Origin of the sequence: Micromonospora sp. NBC_01655, assembly GCF_026339755.1 — a bacterium.
GTDB lineage: Bacteria > Actinomycetota > Actinomycetes > Mycobacteriales > Micromonosporaceae > Micromonospora.
Genome location: NZ_JAPEQF010000001.1, coordinates 75,043 through 93,841, shown reverse-complemented (window position 1 = coordinate 93,841; position 18,799 = coordinate 75,043). Strand labels below are relative to the sequence as shown.

15 protein-coding genes are annotated in these 18,799 nt (G+C 74.2%); 7 read left to right on the top strand and 8 right to left on the bottom strand.

Annotated elements, in window-relative coordinates; genetic code table 11:
* Nucleotides 1-187: 187 nt before the first annotated feature.
* Both OOK41_RS00500 and OOK41_RS00495 read left to right on the top strand, forming a co-directional pair.
* Nucleotides 188-682 carry a sigma-70 family RNA polymerase sigma factor gene (locus OOK41_RS00500; RefSeq protein ID WP_266267699.1) on the top strand — a complete coding sequence of 165 codons (495 nt, stop codon included), beginning with the start codon at nt 188-190 and terminating at the stop codon, nt 680-682.
* Nucleotides 679-1,389, top strand: coding sequence for an anti-sigma factor (locus OOK41_RS00495; RefSeq protein WP_266262408.1), 711 nt, complete (start codon nt 679-681; stop codon nt 1,387-1,389). Before OOK41_RS00500 ends, OOK41_RS00495 begins: the two co-directional genes overlap by 4 nt.
* Nucleotides 1,390-1,436: 47 nt before the next feature.
* Here the strand turns inward: OOK41_RS00495 and rarD are convergent, their stop codons facing one another.
* The 4 genes from rarD to eccE all read right to left on the bottom strand — a co-directional run bounded on the left by rarD (nt 1,437) and on the right by eccE (nt 5,227).
* Nucleotides 1,437-2,369 carry an EamA family transporter RarD gene (gene rarD / locus OOK41_RS00490; protein WP_266262407.1) on the bottom strand — a complete coding sequence of 311 codons (933 nt, stop codon included), beginning with the start codon at nt 2,367-2,369 and terminating at the stop codon, nt 1,437-1,439.
* Complete coding sequence (locus OOK41_RS00485) at nt 2,366-2,854, bottom strand: GNAT family N-acetyltransferase (RefSeq protein ID WP_266262406.1); 489 nt, start codon at nt 2,852-2,854, stop codon at nt 2,366-2,368. Before OOK41_RS00485 ends, rarD begins: the two co-directional genes overlap by 4 nt.
* Before the next feature lie 71 nt (nt 2,855-2,925).
* The gene (locus OOK41_RS00480; RefSeq protein ID WP_266262405.1) at nt 2,926-3,312 is read right to left on the bottom strand and encodes a phage holin family protein; all 387 of its coding nucleotides are present in this window, start codon (nt 3,310-3,312) and stop codon (nt 2,926-2,928) included.
* Nucleotides 3,313-3,445: 133 nt separating this feature from the next.
* Nucleotides 3,446-5,227: a type VII secretion protein EccE gene (gene eccE / locus OOK41_RS00475; protein ID WP_266267698.1), complete on the bottom strand. Its 1,782-nt coding sequence runs from the start codon at nt 5,225-5,227 to the stop codon at nt 3,446-3,448.
* Nucleotides 5,228-5,557: 330 nt separating this feature from the next.
* Between eccE and OOK41_RS00470 the strand changes: the two genes are divergently transcribed.
* Nucleotides 5,558-5,875, top strand: coding sequence for a WXG100 family type VII secretion target (locus OOK41_RS00470; protein ID WP_117668464.1), 318 nt, complete (start codon nt 5,558-5,560; stop codon nt 5,873-5,875).
* A 26-nt stretch (nt 5,876-5,901) separates the two neighbouring features.
* Nucleotides 5,902-6,195 (top strand): WXG100 family type VII secretion target, encoded by a 294-nt coding sequence (locus OOK41_RS00465; RefSeq protein WP_117668444.1) that lies wholly within the window; start codon nt 5,902-5,904, stop codon nt 6,193-6,195.
* Nucleotides 6,196-6,376: 181 nt separating this feature from the next.
* On the opposite strand, the gene mycP is transcribed toward OOK41_RS00465, so the two are convergent.
* A complete protein-coding gene (gene mycP, locus OOK41_RS00460) occupies nt 6,377-7,729 on the bottom strand; it encodes a type VII secretion-associated serine protease mycosin (RefSeq protein WP_266262404.1) in 1,353 nt (450 codons plus the stop codon).
* A 152-nt stretch (nt 7,730-7,881) separates the two neighbouring features.
* Here mycP and OOK41_RS00450 point away from each other — a divergent pair, with 152 nt between their 5' ends.
* Both OOK41_RS00450 and OOK41_RS00445 read left to right on the top strand, forming a co-directional pair.
* Nucleotides 7,882-11,409, top strand: a complete 3,528-nt coding sequence (locus OOK41_RS00450) for an SseB family protein (protein ID WP_323136147.1) — start codon at nt 7,882-7,884, stop codon at nt 11,407-11,409.
* Nucleotides 11,406-11,771: a hypothetical protein gene (locus tag OOK41_RS00445; RefSeq protein ID WP_117668445.1), complete on the top strand. Its 366-nt coding sequence runs from the start codon at nt 11,406-11,408 to the stop codon at nt 11,769-11,771. The genes OOK41_RS00450 and OOK41_RS00445 overlap by 4 nt, the downstream gene beginning before the upstream one ends.
* Nucleotides 11,772-11,829: 58 nt before the next feature.
* Here the strand turns inward: OOK41_RS00445 and OOK41_RS00440 are convergent, their stop codons facing one another.
* Together OOK41_RS00440 and OOK41_RS00435 are read right to left on the bottom strand one after the other, a co-directional pair.
* On the bottom strand, nt 11,830-12,762 hold the full coding sequence (locus tag OOK41_RS00440; RefSeq protein ID WP_117668446.1) for an alpha/beta fold hydrolase: 933 nt from the start codon (nt 12,760-12,762) through the stop codon (nt 11,830-11,832).
* A gap of 140 nt (nt 12,763-12,902) precedes the next feature.
* Nucleotides 12,903-15,323: an immune inhibitor A domain-containing protein gene (locus OOK41_RS00435; RefSeq protein ID WP_266267696.1), complete on the bottom strand. Its 2,421-nt coding sequence runs from the start codon at nt 15,321-15,323 to the stop codon at nt 12,903-12,905.
* Nucleotides 15,324-15,691: 368 nt separating this feature from the next.
* Here OOK41_RS00435 and OOK41_RS00430 point away from each other — a divergent pair, with 368 nt between their 5' ends.
* Nucleotides 15,692-15,814 carry a hypothetical protein gene (locus tag OOK41_RS00430; RefSeq protein WP_266262403.1) on the top strand — a complete coding sequence of 41 codons (123 nt, stop codon included), beginning with the start codon at nt 15,692-15,694 and terminating at the stop codon, nt 15,812-15,814.
* An 11-nt stretch (nt 15,815-15,825) separates the two neighbouring features.
* On the opposite strand, the gene OOK41_RS00425 is transcribed toward OOK41_RS00430, so the two are convergent.
* Entirely contained in the window at nt 15,826-18,618 is a 2,793-nt protein-coding gene (locus OOK41_RS00425; protein WP_266262402.1) for an immune inhibitor A domain-containing protein, read from the bottom strand.
* Nucleotides 18,619-18,799: the final 181 nt, after the last annotated feature.

Genomic DNA, 18,799 nt, shown 5'->3' with positions numbered 1-18,799 from the left:
GCGGGTCGGCCCGAACGTGAACTGGACGTGAACACCTGCGCCGGGTACGCCCCGTCGACCTGCGGATGAACCGATCGGGGCCGCCGGACGTACTTTTGGCCGAAGGCGCCGCCGGACCATCCGACGGCGCGACCCGCTGGACTCCCCGACGCCCGAGGAGGCCGCCATCAGCGACCACGACGCCCAACTGCTGCGCGCCCTGCACGACGAGCACGCCGACGCGCTCCACGCGCACGCCCTGCGGCTGGTCAACGGCGACCGGACCCGGGCCGAGGACCTGGTGCAGGAGACGCTGCTGCGGGCCTGGCGGCACCCGGAGTCGCTCGACCCGACGCGCGGCTCGGTGCGGGCCTGGCTGTTCATCACCGCCCGGAACCTGGCCATCGACGCCTGGCGGCGGCGCTCCACCCGGGTCGGCGAGGTCTACACCGACGAACTGCCGGAGCCACCGGAGGCGGTCGACGAGGCGGAGCGGGCGGTGGAGGCGTGGACGGTCGCCGAGGCGCTGAACCGACTCAGCCCGCCCCACCGGGAGGTGCTGATCGAGTGCTTCTACCAGGGGCGCTCGGTGGCCGAGGCGGCGGCGCGGCTGGGCGTGCCGCCCGGGACGGTCAAGTCCCGCACCCACTACGCGCTGCGCTCACTACGGTTGGCCCTGGTCGAGATGGGGGTGACCCGATGACCCGCTGCGAGTTCGCACACGACGACGGCGCGTACGTGCTGGGTGCGCTCGCCCCCGCCGAGCGGGCCGCCTACGAGCGGCACCTGGCCGGCTGCGCCTCGTGCCGGGAGGCGGTGGCCGGGATCGCCGTGCTGCCCGGGCTGCTCGGCCGGCTCGACCCGGCGGGGCTGGAGCAGTTCCTGGAGCCGGCGGCCGAGACCTCCCGGGTGGACGAACTGCTCGCCGCCGCGCGGGACCGCCGCCGCCGCGAGCACCGGGCCGCCCGCGGGGCCGCCCGCCGCCGGTACGGCGTGACCGCGCTGGCCGCCGCCGGGCTGGCGCTGCTCGCCGGGCTCGGCGTGGCCATCCTCCGGCCGGCTGTCGAGGTCGCCCCGGCGCCGGCCCCGCGGGTGCCGATGGCCACCATGCGGCCGGTCGACGGCGCGGTGCCGGTGCACGCCGAGATCGGGCTGGCCGGCACCCGGTGGGGCACCGAGGTCACCATGCGCTGCGGGTACGACCGGCGGGACGGCCACCACGAGGCGTACACCTTCCGGCTGGTGGCGCACGGCCCGGACGGCGCGACGGAACAGATCGGCTCCTGGCTGGCCGCCCCCGGCGACGAACTGCGGTTCACCGGTGCCACCCACTTCACCGCCGGCGAACTGGTCCGACTGGAGCTGCTGCGCGGCGACGGCACCCCGATCCTCGCCTACGACACCCGCTAACGCTCACCCTCGCCGCGATCTTGCAGTTGCGGCCCCGGCGGAGCCGACTAATGCGGCGAACCGGGGGCCGCGAGTGCAAGATCGGCGGGGACGGCGGCGCGGCGGGCGCGGCGGGCGTGGCGCAGGGCGTCGGTGGTGAAGACCACCAGGGCCAGCCAGACCAGGGCGAAGCCGGCCAGGCGGGCCGGGGGCATCGGCTCGTGGAAGATCAGCACCCCGCAGCCGAGCTGGAGGATCGGGGCGACGTACTGGAGCATGCCCAGCGCGGTCAGCGGCAGCCGGTTGGCCGCGCCGGCGAAGAACAGCAGCGGGATCGCGGTCGCCGCCCCGGCCAGCACCAGCAGCGCGGTGTGCCCGGCGGAGACGTGGCCGAACGCGGCGCCCCCGGTGGCGGTGAGCCAGCCGAGGTACCCGAGGGCGGGCAGGGCCAGCACCGCCGACTCCACGAAGAGCCCCTCCGCCGCCGGCAGCCCGAGCCGCTTCTTGACCAGCCCGTAGGCGGCGAAGGTGACTGCCAGGGTGAGCGCCAGCCAGGGCAGCTGGCCGTAGTCGACGGTGAGCACACCCACCGCCGCCGCGCCGATGCCCAGCGCCAGCCACTGGGTGGGGCGCAGCCGCTCGCGCAGCACGGTCACCCCGAGCAGCACCGACACCAGCGGGTTGATGAAGTAGCCGAGCGCGGTCTCCACCACCCGCTCGGAGTTCACCAGGTAGATGTAGGTGCCCCAGTTGAGGGCGATCAGCGCGGCGGCGGCGGCGATCCCGGCCAGCGCCCGCGGGCGGCGCGCCAGCGCGCGCAGGAAGCCGACGTTGCGCAGCGCGGCGAGCAGCAGCGCCACGAACACCACCGACCAGACGATCCGGTGCGCCAGGATCTCCACCGGCCCGGCCGGTTCGAGCAGCTTGAAGTAGAGCGGGAAGAAGCCCCAGAGCAGGTACGCGCCGAGGCCGTAGAGGTATCCGAGGCGGATCGGGGTCACGGCTCCACCGTAAGGGGTGAAGCGGGCTCTGGTTCCTTTCCGGTGAGCTGGCTCACCCGCTGGTCGTACTCCATCCAGCGGTCCGGGGCGACCGGGGTGAAGCCGACCTTCGCGTACACCCCGTGCGCGTCGGCGGTGGCCAGCACGATCCGCCGTACGCCGAGCCCGGCCAGGTGGTCGCGGACCGCGCCGGCCAGCCAGGTGCCCAGCCCGTGCCCCCGGGCGGACCGGTCCACGTAGACGTCGCAGAGCCAGGCGAAGGTCGCCCCGTCGGTGACCACCCGGGCCACCGCGACCTGGCGACCGTCTCCGGGCCGGTACACGCCGAACGGCAGCGAGCCGGCGAACGCCCGCTCCACGGTCTCCCGGTCCCGCCCGAGCGCCCAGTACGCGTCGGTGGAGAGCCAGCGGTGCACCAGGTCGAGGTCGAGCCGGGCCGGGTCGGTGCTGAGCAGGTGGCCGTCGTCGCGGGTCAGGGTGATCACGCCCCGACGCTAACCCCGTGGCCGCGGCTCCTCGCCAGCCAATTCCCGCCCACTGGCCCCCACGGGGACGCTCAGTCGCGGTCGAGCAGGGCGCCCAGGAGCCAGGTGACGACGCCGACGAAGAGCGCGCCGAGCACCGCCTCCGGCCAGAAGCCGTCCACGTGGAACGGCAGCCCGGCCTCGCCGGCGATCCAACTCGTCAGCAGGAAGAGCAGGCCGTTCACCACCAGCGCGATCAGACCCAGGGTCAGCAGGTAGAAGCCGCAGCCGACGGTCTTGATGATCGGCTGGAGCACGGCGTTCACCACGCCGAAGATCACGGCGACGAGGACCAGCGTGACGACCGCCTCGGTGGCCGAGCCCGTGTCGAGCGTGATGCCCGGGATGAGCAGGGTGGCCAGCCAGAAGGCCAGCGCCGTGCCGCCCAGCCGGATCAGTAGACCCTTCAGGAAACCCATGGTCACGGATGGTGCCACGGACCCGCCACCGGCGGAACCCTTGACCGGCCGCGTGGGCTGCCGAGCGCCCCGCCCGGTCAGCCCGCCCGGTCAGCCCGCCCGGTCGGCCCCGCGCCGGTCAGCCCCGCGCCGGTCAGCCCCGCCCGGGCCGGCCGATCAGCTGCGACTCGATCGGGGTCGGCGAGAGCAGCGCCCAGCGCAGCGTGCGCCCGTTCACCACCGCCACCATGTCCTCCCGGATCCGGGTCAGCCAGTCCGCCGACCCGCCGAGGCCGAGCGCGGCCCCGGCGAGTGTGGCCTCGGCGGGGCTCAGCGGTTGCAGCACGGCCAGGTCGGCCCGGCCCAACGGGTCGACGTCGGCCGGGGTGAGGTCGTCCCGAACCACCAGGGTGGAGCGCCAGGCCCGACCCGGCCCGGCGGCCGGGGGCATCGGACCGGCGTCCACCACGAGCAGCAACGGCCGCAGTGCCGAGGCGGGGGCGCCGCCCACCGGCCGGCCGGGCGGCAGCACCGGGATCGGCCCGCCGGGCGCGCCGACGCCCCTGACGAACCGCTCCCACGCCCTCGGCCGGGTCGTCTGCACCGCCACCCGGGCACCCAGCGCCATCGCCCGCAACGCCACCAACTGCGCGGCGCGGACCCCGCCGACCAGCATCAACCGGGTGCCCTCCGGCCGGAACAGGCGGATCGTCACGGCCCCGCCCCGACGGTTGGTGCCCACCATCAGCCCGGCCTCGCCGACCGGCAACTCCAGCGCGTCCAGGGCGGCGGCGTCGACGGCCGGGCCCGGGACCGCCGACGCGAGCGGCAACGTGCCGGCCAGCGCCGGGAGCTGCTGGCCGTCGAGCCGGTCCACCTCGCCGCCGGCCGAGTCCACCAGCCCCCGCAGGGTCTGCGCCGCCACCGACAGCTCGCCGGGCGTCCAGGCGGCCAGCCGTACGGTCAGCTCGGCCGGCGGGTCCGCGCCGCCGACGCCGGTGCGGGGGCCGACGCAGAGCGAGACCGTGGTCGCCGCCGCCGGCAGGACGAGCAGCCGGGGCACCAGCCGGCGCCCGCCGTCGGTGCGCACGTCCGGCCCGCGGCGCACCCGGAACGTGGTCTGCAACAGCGCCCCGGTCCGCACCGTCGGCCAGGACTCCAGCACCGGGTCGCCGTCGTCGTGGTGGGCCAGGTCCGCCAGTACGCGCAGCGCGGCGTGCGTGCCGAGTGGGCGGGCGGTCACCGGCCCGAGCCGGCGGACGATCCGCCGGAGCACGCCGGAGAGGGCGATCCGCAGGTCCTCGTCGGTCCACCCGACGACGCGCAGCACCCGGATGGCGAGCAGCGCCCGGTCCCGCCCGGCCAGCCGTCCCTCGGTGAGCTGCCGGTACGAGGTCGCCACCGTGCTGCCCCCGGCCGTGGTGGCCGGCGCGGGTGAGCCGCTGAACAGCAGTTGGAGCCGGACCGGGGGCAGTTCCGGGGAGACCGGCGGCAGCAGCGTCGACGGCGCGGGCAGGCCACGGGGGCCGTCGCCGAGCAGGTCGCCCGGGTCGCCGATCTCCAGCACGGCGGTCAGCCCGCCGGCGTCGTCGACCACCGCGGCCGGGCCGCCGGCCAGCTCCGCCGCGCGTACCGTCGCGCCGGGCGAGAGCAGCTCCAGCAGGGGGCCCGGGCCGGCGGCGGGCGTCGGGGCGCGCCGTCGCCAGAGATGGCCGACGGCGACGCCGAACCAGGTGAACAGCCAGCGGCCCCGAACCCGCACCCACGCGCCCGCCAGCAGTGCCGCGGCCAGCAGCACGGCCGCCCCGGTCGCCACCGCGCCCCGGCCGACCGCCGCGGCGACCGCCGCCACCGCCACCTGAGCGGCGACCACCTGGCCGACCCGCGGCCCGGCCGGCGGTCGCGGGCCGGCGGCGGGGATCCACTGTGGTGGCAGCGGCTGCCGGTGCGCCGGCTGGGCCGGGGCCGTGCTGACCGTCACCGCGCCTCCCCAGCGCTCACCCGGCGACGCCGGACGGAGCCACGGCGTCGGTGCGGCCGGTGCCGCAGCGTCATCGTATGACTCCGGCCCGACGTGGCGGGGCCCGTAGTTGTCCACAGGGGAGCGCGCGGGGTAGCAGAACCGCCACCGGACGGCTACCGTCAGCGACGAGTTCGCTGAGCCCTTCACCCGCACCGGCGCCGCCCGCCGGCGAGGCGAGCGGCGCGTCCACGCGGGCGCGGCCGACGGCCAGCCACCAATCGAGGAGACGAGGTGACGTCCGGGGTGTCCCAGACCCAGGCAGAAGCCGCGGTGATGCAGCAGACCGCCGCGAAGTTCGAGCAGGTGGACCAGTCCCTGCAGGCCATGCTGACCGGCCTGCTGGCCGAGCTGGAGGTGTTGCAGCAGGCCTGGCGGGGCGCCGGTGGGCGTTCGTTCGAGCAGGTGAAGCAGCAATGGTCGCAGGACCAGGCGGCGTTGCAGCGGGCGCTGCGGGAGACCGCCTCCGCCATCCGCACCGCCGGCCAGCAGTACGACGCCTCCGACAGCGAGGCCGCCAGCCGGGTCGCCGGCACCAACCGCGGCATCCAGTTGCCGCTGTAGCACCTTCCCGGAAAGGGGATCATCCGATGGAGCACGGTGTGCTGGTCGTCAACTTCGCCGCCTTGCAGCAGGCCGGCGCGGACATCCAGCGGGCGCTGAACACGCTGGACAACCAACTCGGGCAGCTCGAACGGGACGCCGCGCCGCTGGTGGCGGGCTGGGACGGCGAGGCCCGGCAGGCGTACGAGCAGCGCCAGGCCCGGTGGCGGTCCGCCTCGCAGGACCTCCAGGCGATGCTGCGCGACATCAAGCTCGCCGTCGACGACTCCGCGTCCGACTACCTCGACACCGAGAAGCGGAACGTCAACCTGTTCCAGTGAGCCGTCCCCGGCGGCGTCCGACGGTAGTTCCGGGCACCGCCGGGGACGGCCCCCGCGCGTCCGACGGTGCCCCGGTCCGTCCGGCGCGGTCCGACGGCACCCGGGTCCGGCGGTGCTCCGGCTCGGCGGCACTCGGGTCCGGCTCGGCGACACCTCGTCCGGCGGGGTGCCGGGTGGGGTCTCAGGGCGCCGGCCGCCACCGTCGACGCGCGGCCCGGGGGAGCACCACGGCCAGCAGCACCACACCTGCCATGGCGGTGCCGGTGCCGGCGGCGACGGCCAGCGCCCGGTCCCGGGCCGCCGCGCGTCGGGCCTGCCGGGCGAGCAGGGCGGGATCGGGCCGGTCCGCCGGCAGCGCCCCGGCGCCCTGCTTCCGGCCAGCCGGGCCCGCGCCGGTCTCGGTCACCGCCCGGTACGGGTTGAGCACCCCGGCGCCGTACCCGTCGCCCGAGCCGTCACCCGGGGCCGGATCGGCCGTCGCCACGATCCGCTGCGACACCTCGGCGGCGGTCAACTCCGGCCGGTACTGCCGGACGAGCGCCGCCGTGGCCGCCACGAACGGGGCGGCGTAGCTGGTGCCCTCGACCCGGTGGTGCCCCTGCCCGGGCGCGGCCGTCAGCACCTCCCCGCCGGGGGCGACCAGGTCGACGTACGGGCCGACCTGTGAGAAGCCGGCCCGCCGGCCGTCGGGGCCGATCGCGCCCACCCCGAGCACCCCGTCGTAGGCGGCCGGGTACGGGCGCGGGTTCCCGCCATCGTGCAGGTTGCCGGCGGCGGCCACCACGACCACGTCCCGGGCCACCGCGTAGCGGACCGCCGCCCGGACGTCGGGATGGTCGGCGTACAGCACGAGGGAGAGATTGAGCACGTCGGCGTGGTGGTCGACGGCCCAGCGGATCGCCCGGGCGAAGTCCGCCGCGCCCACCGTCCGCCCCGCCTCGCGCCCCTCGACGACCTGCTGCTCGCTGACCCGCACCGGCAGGATCCGGGCGCGGGGGGCGAGCCCCTGGAACGCGACGCCGGCCCGCGGCATGGCGGCGATGACGCTCGCCACGCCGGTGCCGTGCCCGGCGCAGTCCCGACCACCGTCGCCGCCCGGGTCGAGGAAGTCGGCCCCGTCGAGGACCCGGCCGGCCAGTTGCGCGTGCCGCCGGTCGACCCCGGAGTCGATCACCGCGACGGTGATCCCGGCCCCGGTGGCCAGGGCGGCGAGCCGCTCGGGGGCGTACCGGAGCTGGGGCCAGGGGGTGGCCGCGACCGGCCGGACGGGCGCGAGCGGGGTGGCGCACCCCGGCGTCGCCGCGCGGGCCGCGGCCACCGGGCCGACCGGGCCCGGAGAGCCCGCCGGGTCGGGTCTGGTCGCCGCGCCGACCGGCCCGGCCGCGCGGGGGCTGCCCGCACCCCCCGGGTCGACGGTGCCGGGCCGGTCCGGCGTGGGCCACGGGTCGGCCGCGCGCGTCGGGGCGGCGGGCAGCACGGTCAGCATGGCCACCGCCGCGGCGGCGAGGATCGGGCGCGCGGTGGGCCGGGGCATCGATCGCCTCCGTATCGTGTCGGCTCCAAAACAGGATGTTAGTCCTGTCGGGATCGGTCGGCGGGGCGTCGCCGGCCAGCCATTGTGATCTTGTTACCACCTTGTAGGTTGTACGCGATGCCTATGGCCTGTTCGCGGGAGGAGAGGTGGCCGTGACCGACTGGGAGCCGGCTACCGAGGCCGAAGCGGCGATGCGGGACGCGCTCCGCGCCAACGACCAGGAGCTCTACTTCCGCGTCCTGGCCCGCACCGAGCTGCTGCTGCCGGTCTCCGCGCAGGCGCTGTCCGGGCAGGCCCCGATGGGCTGGGGGACCTGGACCACGGGTGGCCGCACGCACGTGCTGGCGTTCACCTCGTCCGCCGCGTTGCAGGCATGCCTGGGCGGGGCCCCGGCGGGCAGCCGCCGCAGCGCGTACGCCGACCTCGCCGTCGACTGGCCCAACCACGAGTGGTGGCTGGCGGTCAACCCGGGCCTGCCCATCGAGGGGTATCTTCCCGCCTGGTTCGTCTCCCAACTGTCCCGGGGCGACGTGCGGCTGCCCGGCCGCACCATGGGCGCCCGGGCCCGCCTGGAGCGCGCGGAGAACGTCGCCAGGACCAGGGCCACCGCAGTGGTCCCGGGCCGGGACGCCCCGATGTCGCCGGTGCCAAACCCGTCGGAGCCTGCGGTGGCGGGACCGCCGCCGGGCCGCCCCACGACCGAGCCGTACGTCGCCGAGGCGCCCACCGCGCCGCTGGCCGCCGCGCCCCCGGCCATCGTTCCGCTGACCACCGTGCCGCCGGAGCCGGTCTCACCCGGGCCGTCGTTCCGGTCGTCCGGCGGGGCGGGCGAGCCCGCAGCCGGTGCGCCGTACCGGCCGGGAGACGTGGACGGTCGACCTGGCCCCGCCGCAGCCGACGGACCGAACGGCGTCGACCCGGCGCCGGCCGGGTCGGCGTGGCTGAACGTCTCCCGGCGGCGGACGCCCGAGGCGCCCCCCGCGGGTGAGGTGGAGGGCGGGGGCGGCAACGGCCGGCCCACCGAGCCGGCGGCCCCGCCCATCCCTCCCGCCTCCTTCTTCGAGCCGGCGTCCGGCCGCAGCCGGGCCGCCCGGCCGCTCGGCGAGTCCCGTCGTCCCGCTGAGCGGGCCGCCCCGCCGTCCCGGTTCACCGGAGGAAGCCAGCCCTTCCCCCGGCGGCGTCCGGCCTCGGATCCGGTCACCGAGCAACCGCCGCACGCCTTCCACCCCGCCGCCGCGGAGCCGTCGACGGTGGCGTTCCCGCCCGCCGGTGCGGTCCCGTCCGCGCCGCAGCCCGAGCCGTTCCGCCCCGGTGGTGGCGGTCCGGAGGAGGTGACTCGGGCGTTCCGCCCCGGTGGTGCCGGCCCGGAGGAGGTGACTCGGGCGTTCCGTCCGGGTGGTGCCGGCCCGGAGGAGGTGACCCGGGCGCTCCGACCCGCTGACGTCGGGCCCGAGGAGCGGACGCAGGCCCTGCGTACCGGGGCAGTCGACCCCGGGGAGGCCACCCGCGCGTTCCGGCCCGGGGAGGCGACCTCACCCCGTCCCGGCCCCGCCGGTGCCGACGACCGCACCCAGGCCCTGCGTCCCGGCGGCGCGCCGCCGGAGCCGACCCGGACGTCGCCGCAGGCGGAGCCGACTCAGGCGTTCCGGCCTGTCGCGCCGGGCGACGAGCCGACCCGTCCCTTCGGCGTGCCCGGTGGCGCGCTGGCGGCCGAGCCGACCCGTCCCCTCGGCCTGGCCGGTGGGGAGGAGCCGACCCGTCCCCTCGGCCCGGCCGGTGGGGAGGAGCCGACCCGTCCCATCGGGGCCGATGGCGGCGGCCTGCCACGTCGTCGACCCGGGGCCGGCGCGGCCCAGGCGTTCCCGCGTCCCCGCCCCGGTGCGGACGGCGAGGAGCCCGCCCGGTCCCCTGCGGAGCAACCCGCCGCCGCACCCGTCGAGCAGGAGGCGGAGGAGCTGCCGACGTCGGCGGTGGAGCCGGTCTCCGGGCCGCCCGCCTCCCGCCGTTCCTTCTCGCCCATCGTCATCGAGGGCACCATCATCGAGGCGCGGGACCTGCCGGCGACCGAGCCGGCCACCGCGTCGGGCGTCGCCCCCGGCCCGTCCCCCCTCGGCGGCATCCCGACGTCGACGCCCGACCTCGGCGGGCTCGATCCGGTGCCCGAACTCGACCGGATCGACCCGGTCTCCGATCTCGGTTGGCCCGCACCGCCGTCCGTTCCCGACCACGGCCCCCCGGATCCGAGCCAGGGTGGCCACGGCCCGACCCGGGGCGACCTCGACCCGGGGCAGGGCGTACCGGTACCGCCCGGTGCCCCGGTGGGGGCCGGCGCGGTCTCCGGACCGCCCGCCCCGGACGAGCCGGGCCCGACGGCCCTGCTGTTCACCCCGTCGACGCCGTCCGCGCCGGACCCGTCGGTCGGGTCGCTGTTCCGCCCGGCCGCCTCCGGTCACGTCGACCCCGGGCCGGCCGTGGATCCCGCGCCGGCCGTGGACCCCGTGCCGGCCGTGGACCCCGTGCCGGCCGTGGACCCCGTGCTGGCCGTGGATCCCGGGCCGGGCGTGGACCCCGTGCCCGACGTCGACGCCGTGTCGGCCGAGCCGGTGCCCGCCCCGTCGGCCACCGGGGAGCCGGGCCCGGCGGGAGCCGGGGAGCCGGTGGCGGCGCGGGAGCCGGAGCCGGCGGCGACCGCCCCGGCGGCCGACTTCCAGCCGGCGAACGAGGTGGAGGAGGACCTGCTCACCGCCGCCGGTACTGGCAGCACCGACAGCTTCCTCTCCACGCTGTTGCTGGCCCGGGTGCTGCTGCCGGTGGCACCCGACTCGGCGCCCGACAGCCGGCCGGGGGACCCGGGCTTCGTCTGGCGAACCGAGCGGCTGGACGGCGAGACGTACGTCGTGGTGCACACCTCCCCGGAGCGGCTGGCCGACCACGTCGCCGAGCCGGTGGAGACGGTACGGGTCAAGTTCGTCCAGCTCATCCGCCGCTGGCCCGACGAGGCCTGGTCGTTCGCGGTGAACCCGAACACGCCGGTCGGCGCGAAGCTGCCCGGTGGGGAGATCGTGGCGCTGGCCAACTGGGCCGCCGAGGTGGGGCTCGGCGACGACGCCGGGAGCGAGCCGGAGCCCGGGCCGCAGCCGGCCGCCGAGCCGTCCACGGGTGCCGCCCGGCACGTCCCACCGCCCGTGGACCCGAACCTGCCGGTGGTGATGCAGAAGGCGGTCGCCCCGAGCCAGCTCACCTACTACCTGGAGCGCGGCTACGACCGGGTCTCCGGCTTCGTGCACCGGGCCAACGAACTGGCTCACCTGAACACCCCCGCCCAACTGCACGACGCGCTGGGTCTCGGGTACCCGGAATCGCCGTTCTCCCGGGACGCCGCGCAGATCTACGTGCTGCGCTGGCCGGCGCACCGGCCGAGCCTCTACCGGATCCCGTACGGCGGGCAGAACGAGGGCGCCATGCGGGCCATGGAGGGCTGGGTCATCGAGCGCCCACCGTTCCGGGGCAACGGCTTCGCCCCGGGCGACAGCAGCGACGTGGTGGCGGAGTTCAAGGTGGACAGCGCCCGGCTGCCGCACGGCGCGGAGCTGTGGCGGATCGGCGCGGACGGCACCGAGCGGATGGTCGCGATCCTGGACACCGACGCCCTGCTCTGGCGACAGGTCGGTGAGTCCTGATGCGCGACGGCTACGTGGCCCGCTGGGGCGGGCGGGAGTACCAGGCCAGCCCGGACGGTGACGACGTCCGGCTTTACCAGCCGGAGCCCGGCGACGGGTTCGAGGAGATCCGCCCGGGCCGGTACGTCCGGGTGCTCCCGGCGGCCGAGATCGACGAGCTGGCGTACGTCCGGACCACCTGCACCTGGCAGGGGCAGCCGTTCATCGTGCTGGCCGAGCACGACGGCTGGCTGCGGGTGGAGTACACCGGCGGGCGCTGGCCGGTGGCCCGGGCGATGGGGCTGGAGGTCTTCGACTTCGGGGTGTACCAGGGCTGGGCCCCGGCCCGTGAGGTCGCCGACCTGCGCGAGCAGCGCCTCTGACAGCGCGGACGGGGGAGCGGGTCGCCCGCTGACTGAGCCGCTGCCTGACTTCCGCCGGTCAGGACTTGGCCCAGCGCAGGATCTCGCCGAGCACCACGTCCCGGGCCTCGACGTGCGGGAAGTGCCCGACGTCGTCCAGCAGTCGCCACTCGTAGGGGGCCACCACGTACCGGCCGGAGCCCTGGGCGGTACGCGGCAGGGAGGCGGTGTCCAGCGCGCCGTGAAGCTGGAGCGTCGGGGTGATCAGGGGCTTCTGCATCAGCCGGACGAACCGGTAGCCGTGCAGTCGCAGCACCGACCGGAACGCCCACCGGTAGCCCTCCAGGGCGCAGAAGGCGGCCTGCGGGATCCGCATCGCCTCCCGGCAGCGCTCGGCGTACGCGGCGAAGTCCGGACCGTCCACCCAGCGCGGCCCGCCCCAGCGGCGCAGCACCTCCTCGACGGCCGCCGCTTCGTCGCGGGTCAGCACGTGCTCGTAGCGGGGGAGTTGGAACCGCAGGGTCGGCGTCGAGGCGGCGAACTGGCCGCGCGGGTCGGCGAAGATCGCCGCCCGCAGCCGGAGCGGGTGCGGGGCACCGAGCACCACCAGCCGGCGGACCAGCGACGGGTGGAACGAGGCGACGGTCCAGGCGATCAGGCCGCCGGCCCCGGTGCCCACCACGGTGGCGGAACGCTCGCCGAGGCCGCGGATCAGGCCGGCGACGTCGGCGGCGAGGGTGTAGCCGTCGTACCCGCGCGGGGGCTTGTCGCTGGCGCCGTAGCCGCGCAGGTCGACCGCGACCGCCCGGAAACCCGCGTCGGCCACCGCGGGGAGGATGTCGTGCCATGCCCACCAGTGCTCGGGAAAGCCGTGCAGGAAGAGGACCATCGGGCCGGTGCCGGCCTCGACCACGTGGAAGCGGCTGCCGTTCGCGCCGACGAACCGGTGCGTCCACGGCCCCTCGGTGAGGACACAGGTCTCGTCGACGGCCCCGCCACGCTGCTCGGTCATGACCACAGCCTATGACGCTGGCGCTCCCACCCGTCCCGGCGTTCGGGGCGGCCGGCGGGGGCCGGGGTGAAAAGGGCGATGCCCGGGTAGCTGAGCTGCCCGGGCATCGCGGTGGTGCGGTCGATCAGTGGATCAGTGGATCAGGAGAAGCGGACCTTGACCGAGGTGCCGTTCTCCTCGACCACCCTGATCTTGGTGCCGGTGGCCGGGAGCTTGACGCCGTGGTTCGGCAGCTCCGAGTACCAGTACTGCTTGGTGTCGTCGAACAGCGGCTGCGCGGCCTGGCCCCGGACGTACTGGGCCTGACCGTTGATGTGCAGCGTGAACGAGTCGGCCTTGCGCAGGCCGAACGTCGCGTCGTAGACCTGGACGCGGGCCCGCCACGGGTTGCCGGTCAGGTTGTAGAGCGGCGCCGGGTGGGCGTCGATGATCATGTTCCGACCCTCACCCGGGTGCTCGAACGTGTCGTTGTCTGCGAACCGCAGGTTCCAGTACGAGATCAGCAGGCCCTCCTGGTACGCGTAGTGGTCCACGTAGTCCGGGCGGGTGTTGTTGTAGCCGAAGTAGTACGGGCCGGTCTTCAGGTACTTGTCGTACGAGACGTACTTCCGGTGGCCGGCGATGTAGTAGTTGTCGAAGAGCCGGGTGTAGGACCCCGCGACGATGCTCCAGCCCTTGGCCGCCCAGTCGCCGGTGCCGGTCTCGGCGCCGTCGTTGGAGACGGTCTGACCGTCGGCGGTCACCGTGATGTTGTCACCGAAGAAGCCGCCCGCGGACAGGCCGCCGTCGGTGAGGTAGTGGAAGCGGAACTGCACGACCTGGCCGGCCAGCGAGTTCAGCGGGATGTTGATGTCGGTCCACTTGCCCGCGCTGCTGCCGCTGAGGCCCGGGGTCGGGTCGGTGTTCGACACCGGCGGGATCGGCCTGCCGTCCACGGTGCCGGGCAGCGCGCCCCAGGTGGCCCCGCCGTCGGTCGACGCCTCGAAGAAGAGGTAGTCGTAGCCCGACTCGATGTTGAACCGGCCCTTGAGCGACAGCGCCGCCGAGGTCTTCCCGGTGAGGTCGATCGTCCTGGTCAGCGTGTTGTCCAGGTCGTCGTCGTTGCCGGAGAAGAACTGCTTGGCACCCTCGAACGGCTGTCCGTAGTCGAAGGTGTACTCCCGCTGCGGGAGCACCACCACGGCGGCCTGCGGCTTGGCGGAGTTGTACTCCTGCGGGCCCAGCTCCAGGGTCTTCTTCTGGCCGGCCTTGACCACCTCGTAGTCGAGCCAGCCGAGCTGGAGCTTGTTCCAGGCGCCGAGGTCGCCGCCGCGGTCGCCGATGCTGGCGTCCTCCTTGGCGCTGAGCCGGCTCTGGGCCATCAGGGTCCAGTGCTCGTTGTTGTTGTCGCCGCCGTTGAGGTTGTTGTAGTCGTCCGGCAGGCCCAGGTCGTGCGCGTACTCGTGGTAGAAGACACTCCGGCCGCCGTTCTCCGGCTGGATCGTGTAGTCGCGGATCCAGACGCCGGTGTTGCCGATCTGGGTGCCGCCGATCGGGAAGTTCGGCGGGCCGGTGCGCGAGGTGTTGTACGCCGACCAGCGGTGGCTCCAGATCGCGTCCTCACCCTGGTGCGGGTCGGCGTCGGCCTGGTCGCCGCCGGAGTGGACGATCTGGAAGTGGTCGATGTAGCCGTCCGGCTCGTTGAAGTCGCCGTCGCCGTCGTAGTCGAACCGGTCCCACTGGTCGTAGGACTGCATGTCGGCCTTGATCTGGGCGTCGGTGCGGCCCTTGGCCTTCTGGTCGGCGACCCACTGGTTGGCGGCGTCGCGGACCAGGTCCCAGGTGTTCTGGCAGTTGTCGTCGGAGCAGACCGCCGGGTCGCCCGTCGGGTCGTTGTCGGCCTTCGGGTCGTTTGAACGGCCGTAGCGGGCGGCGTTGTACTTGACCTTGACCCAGTCGGTGACCTGGCCGTCCACGGTGTAGCGGCCGGACGACTGGGCCTCGTAGTACTGCTTGACCGACTCGTCGCCCTGCCCGGTGCCGAAGTACAGCTTGCGGAAGTAGTCCGCGCTGTAGTTCGCCTGCCACACGGTCGAGTTGTCCACCGCGCGGTTGGGCTGGGGAATCTGGTTGTGCAGCGGCCCGTCGAAGACGGTCGGACCGGCGATGTCCGGGTTGATGTCCTTGTCCGGGTACGCCGGGTCCCGCTCGTCGCCGAACTCGGCCAGGATCACGAAGATCTTGTCGGTCCGCTCCCGGGCCAGCTCGACGTACTGGTCCTGCTGGCCCGCCTTGGCGTTCCGGGCGCCGACGCTCGCCGCCGCGCTGCCGGCGGTCTCGCCGACCTTGACGACGGTGCTGCCGTTGATCTTCTGCGCCTTGGCCCGGCCGGAGAGGACCTCGCTGAGTCCCTCCTGACGAAGCGCGCGGCGCTTGTCCTCGAACTTGTCCGGCAGATCGTGATCCGCCGTGGCCTCGGTGGCCGACGGGGCGGTCGCCGGGAGCTTCGGAGTCGGCGCGGCGCTGGCGGACGTGCCGACCACCAGTCCCGTCGCCGTCAACGAAAGCCCGAGCAGACCCACTGCGACTTTCCGCACGTGGTACCTCCGGTGTGAAGGAACCGGCCCAACGGGGGTAGGGGCCGGTGAGACGTCCCACTAGTGGGACCAATGGTGAACATAGAGTCTCCTGGGGCAGGTGGGAAGATGCGTACGTCGATTTGTTGCAAACTCTTGTCGGGAATGCGCTTCACCGTCACACCTCCGCCGTTCCCTGACTGGCTGAGCAGCCCGGACGCCGGGTCAGAAATTGCAGTGACGAAGCTCGATCAGTAGGCGTCCCCGCAGACGGGAGGGGCCGATGGCGGCGCCGCCACCGGCCCCTTGGTTGGTCGAGGGATCAGTTTCTGACCACGACGACCATGTTGTCGGTCGGCTTCTTGCCCTGCGTCATGATCGTGATCGTGGTGCCGGTGCCGGCCACCTTCACCGAGTTCTGCGGGTTGCCGGCCGACGACGCAGGCGGGGCCCGCCCGGAGCAGTGTGCTCCGGACGGGCCCCGCCCGATGTCCTGACGCCGAAGGGGTCAGGGCCGCGCCGCGGTCACCCGCACCGAGGCGACGGCGTTGTCCGACGACGTCCGCTTGACCGTCAGCGTGACGCCGTAGTGCACGTTCTCGCTGGCGGGGTTGCCGTTGCCCAGCACGATCGCCCCGCCGCCCAGCGTGACGCCGTAGAACGAACGGGCCGGCGTACCGTCCGGGTTGACCACCCGGGTGGTGTACGGCGCGTTGCCCCGCGACGGCAGCACCACGGAGGCGTCGTTGTCCCGGGCGTACGGCGACCCGTTGCGCATCTCGATGCCCGGGTACCAGGTCTTGGCATCGGTGAAGCCCGGCACCGCCGGCTGCGCGGGGAAGCTCGTGCAGTACTCGCTGTACGGCTCGTCCGTGGCCTCAAGGCACTCGGTGAACGGCTTCGTCTTGTTCAGGCCGAACGCCGCGTTCGACGACTGGGGCCGGCTGGGCAGGTTGTCCAGCACCGACGGGTCCTTCTCGGCCGCCGCGCCCTGCCGCCGGTACGGGTCGAAGTGCGAGTCGACGATCAGCAGGCCGCCCTTCGCGCCGTAGCTCGGCAGGGCGGTCATCTGCCCGGTCACGTGGTTGACGTCGCCGAGCGCGGTGTCCCGGTACCAGACCAGCATGCCCGGGGCGTTGTAGGAGATCCGGTCGACCTTCCACGCCTCGTGCGAGTACACCGTGTCGTACGTGTACTTCAGGCCCTTGTCGAAGCCGTCGAAGTTGCGCCACTCGGCCAGGTAGAAGTGCGCCCGGACCTCGGTGCCCGTGTTGACGTTCCAGCCCGCGCCGGTGGTGTCGGTGAACGTGCCGCCGGTGGCGGTCCAGCCGTTCGCGCCGCCCTCGACGTCGTCGCTCCAGGTGGTGGCCCCGCCGCCGGTGACCGAGAAGTCGTCGGCGAACCAGCCGCGCTCCACGAACGCCTCGTCGGTGGCCTGGCGCAGCCGGAGCTGCACGGTCTGGCCCGCGTACGCCGACAGGTCGACGTAGTCGTGCCGCCAGCCGCCGGTGGAGCCGTGCAGGCCGTACCGCTTGCCGCCGAAGTCGGCCATCCGGCCGTTCGGGTCGGAGTAGTTGTCATCGGTGGTGACCAGCGCGCCGGCGGCGTCGTAGACCTTCTGCTCCGACCAGGTCGCCCCGCCGTCGGTGGACAGCTCGACGAAGCCGAAGTCCCAGTCCTCCTCGATGACGTAGTTGTTCCACATCCAGAACTTCGCGTCGGCCGCCGAGGGCACGCTCACGGTGCGGGACAGCTTGACGTCGGCCCAGTTCTGGTCGGCCCCGCCGTGCCACATCTTCGTGCCGCTGTGCGGCGTGGCGAGGGTGATCACCTTGTCCGGCAGGTCGACCTTGATGCCGTCCGCCGTGCCGACCGGGGTGCGCGAGGTCTGCCCGACCCGGATGATGCGCGGGTCGGAGCCGGGGGAGACGGTCTCCGGCTCGGCCCAGCCGAGCACCCACTTGTCCCAGATGCCCATGTGGGTGGGCAGCGCCTGGAAGATCTCGCCGCTGTGCGACCCGGAGGCCATCAGGTCCCAGAAGTCCACGTCGGAGTCGGCGTTGCCGGAGGTGTCGTAGAGGTCCGGCAGGCCCAGATCGTGGCCGAACTCGTGGGCGAACACGCCGACCCCGGCGTCCTCCGGCTGCACGATGTAGTTCGCGGCCTTGAGGTTCGTGCCGGGAATCGTGTAGCCACCGGGGACGGTGGAGGAGTGCGCCCAGACCGCGTAGGTGCCCTCGGCGCCGCCGCCACGGGACTTGCCCTGGCCGGCGTGCACCAGCACCAGGTGGTCGATCACGCCGTCCGGCTCGAACAGGTTGCCGTCGCCGTCCCGGTCGGCCTGGTCCTCGATGTCGTAGTCGGCCCAGGGGAAGCTCGGGTCCATCGCGGCGAGGGCGTCGATGGCGTCCGTGGCGAGCCGGCCCGCCCCGGCCGGGTTGTTCGGGTGGCCGTTCATCGCCTGCTCGCGGCCGGCGACCCAGTTGCCGTTCTCGTCCTGGAAGCAGCGCGAGGCGGCGTACCAGCCCTCCGAGTGCGGCACGGTGATCCACGGGCTGGCCTGCCCGTCCACCGTGTAGGCGCCCTTGGACATCTCCAGGTACATGTTGTGCATGGTCCGGCCGGCGAGGCTAACGCCCGGCTTACCGTCCGGCCCGGTCAGGTCCGTGCGGACCCGCTCGGTGATGCCCTTCTTCGTGTAGAGCATCTTGTCGTAGTGGGCCGGGGAGAAGTCCGGCACCCACATCGAGTTGTTGTCCTTGTGCGGCAGGGCCGCCGGGTCCGCGATGTTGTTGTGCTTCGGCCCGTTCTGCACGGTGCCGGGGACGCAGGTCCGGTCCTCGAACACCGTCTTCGGGACCATCACGCCGGTGAAGTCGTCGTTGGCCTGGTCGTTGAACTCCACCAGCAGGGTGAGCAGCTTGGCGGTCTGGGTGCTCGGGGCCTGCTTGATCTTCCGGGGGCTCTTGCCGGTCTGGACCGACTTGGCCTCCAGCTTCGCCAGCTGCTTCGCGGTCACCGGGTTGCCAGCGGCGAACTTGCGGTCGTACGCCCGGGACTCGTCCGCCGCGGCGGTGTACACCCCGTCGGTGCCCTTGACCTCCTTGCCGCCGCTGTCCGGCTGCACCTCGGGCTCGGCGTAGTTGATGTAGTACTCGTCCGCCCCGATCGTGGCTGGGGCAGGGCGGGACGTCTCGGCCGACGCGGTTCCGGTCACGGTCAGTGCCGTGGCCGCGAGGGCGATGGCGGGCAGCGCGACGAGTAGTCGTCGGCGTGACCCGGTGCGCGGATTAGTGTGCATGCCGCTCCGTTCTCGGGGCGTGGGAGAGGAATCCGGTCGGTTCGACGCACAGTGACATCCGTCGAACCGACCGATGCGGCTGAACCTAAGGGAGAGCGGGCCCCGTCCGACAGGGGTGGATGGTGCCTCTGGCCGTTCAGCCCGTTACGCCTCCTCCGACCGTCCGATCACGGGGGCCGCG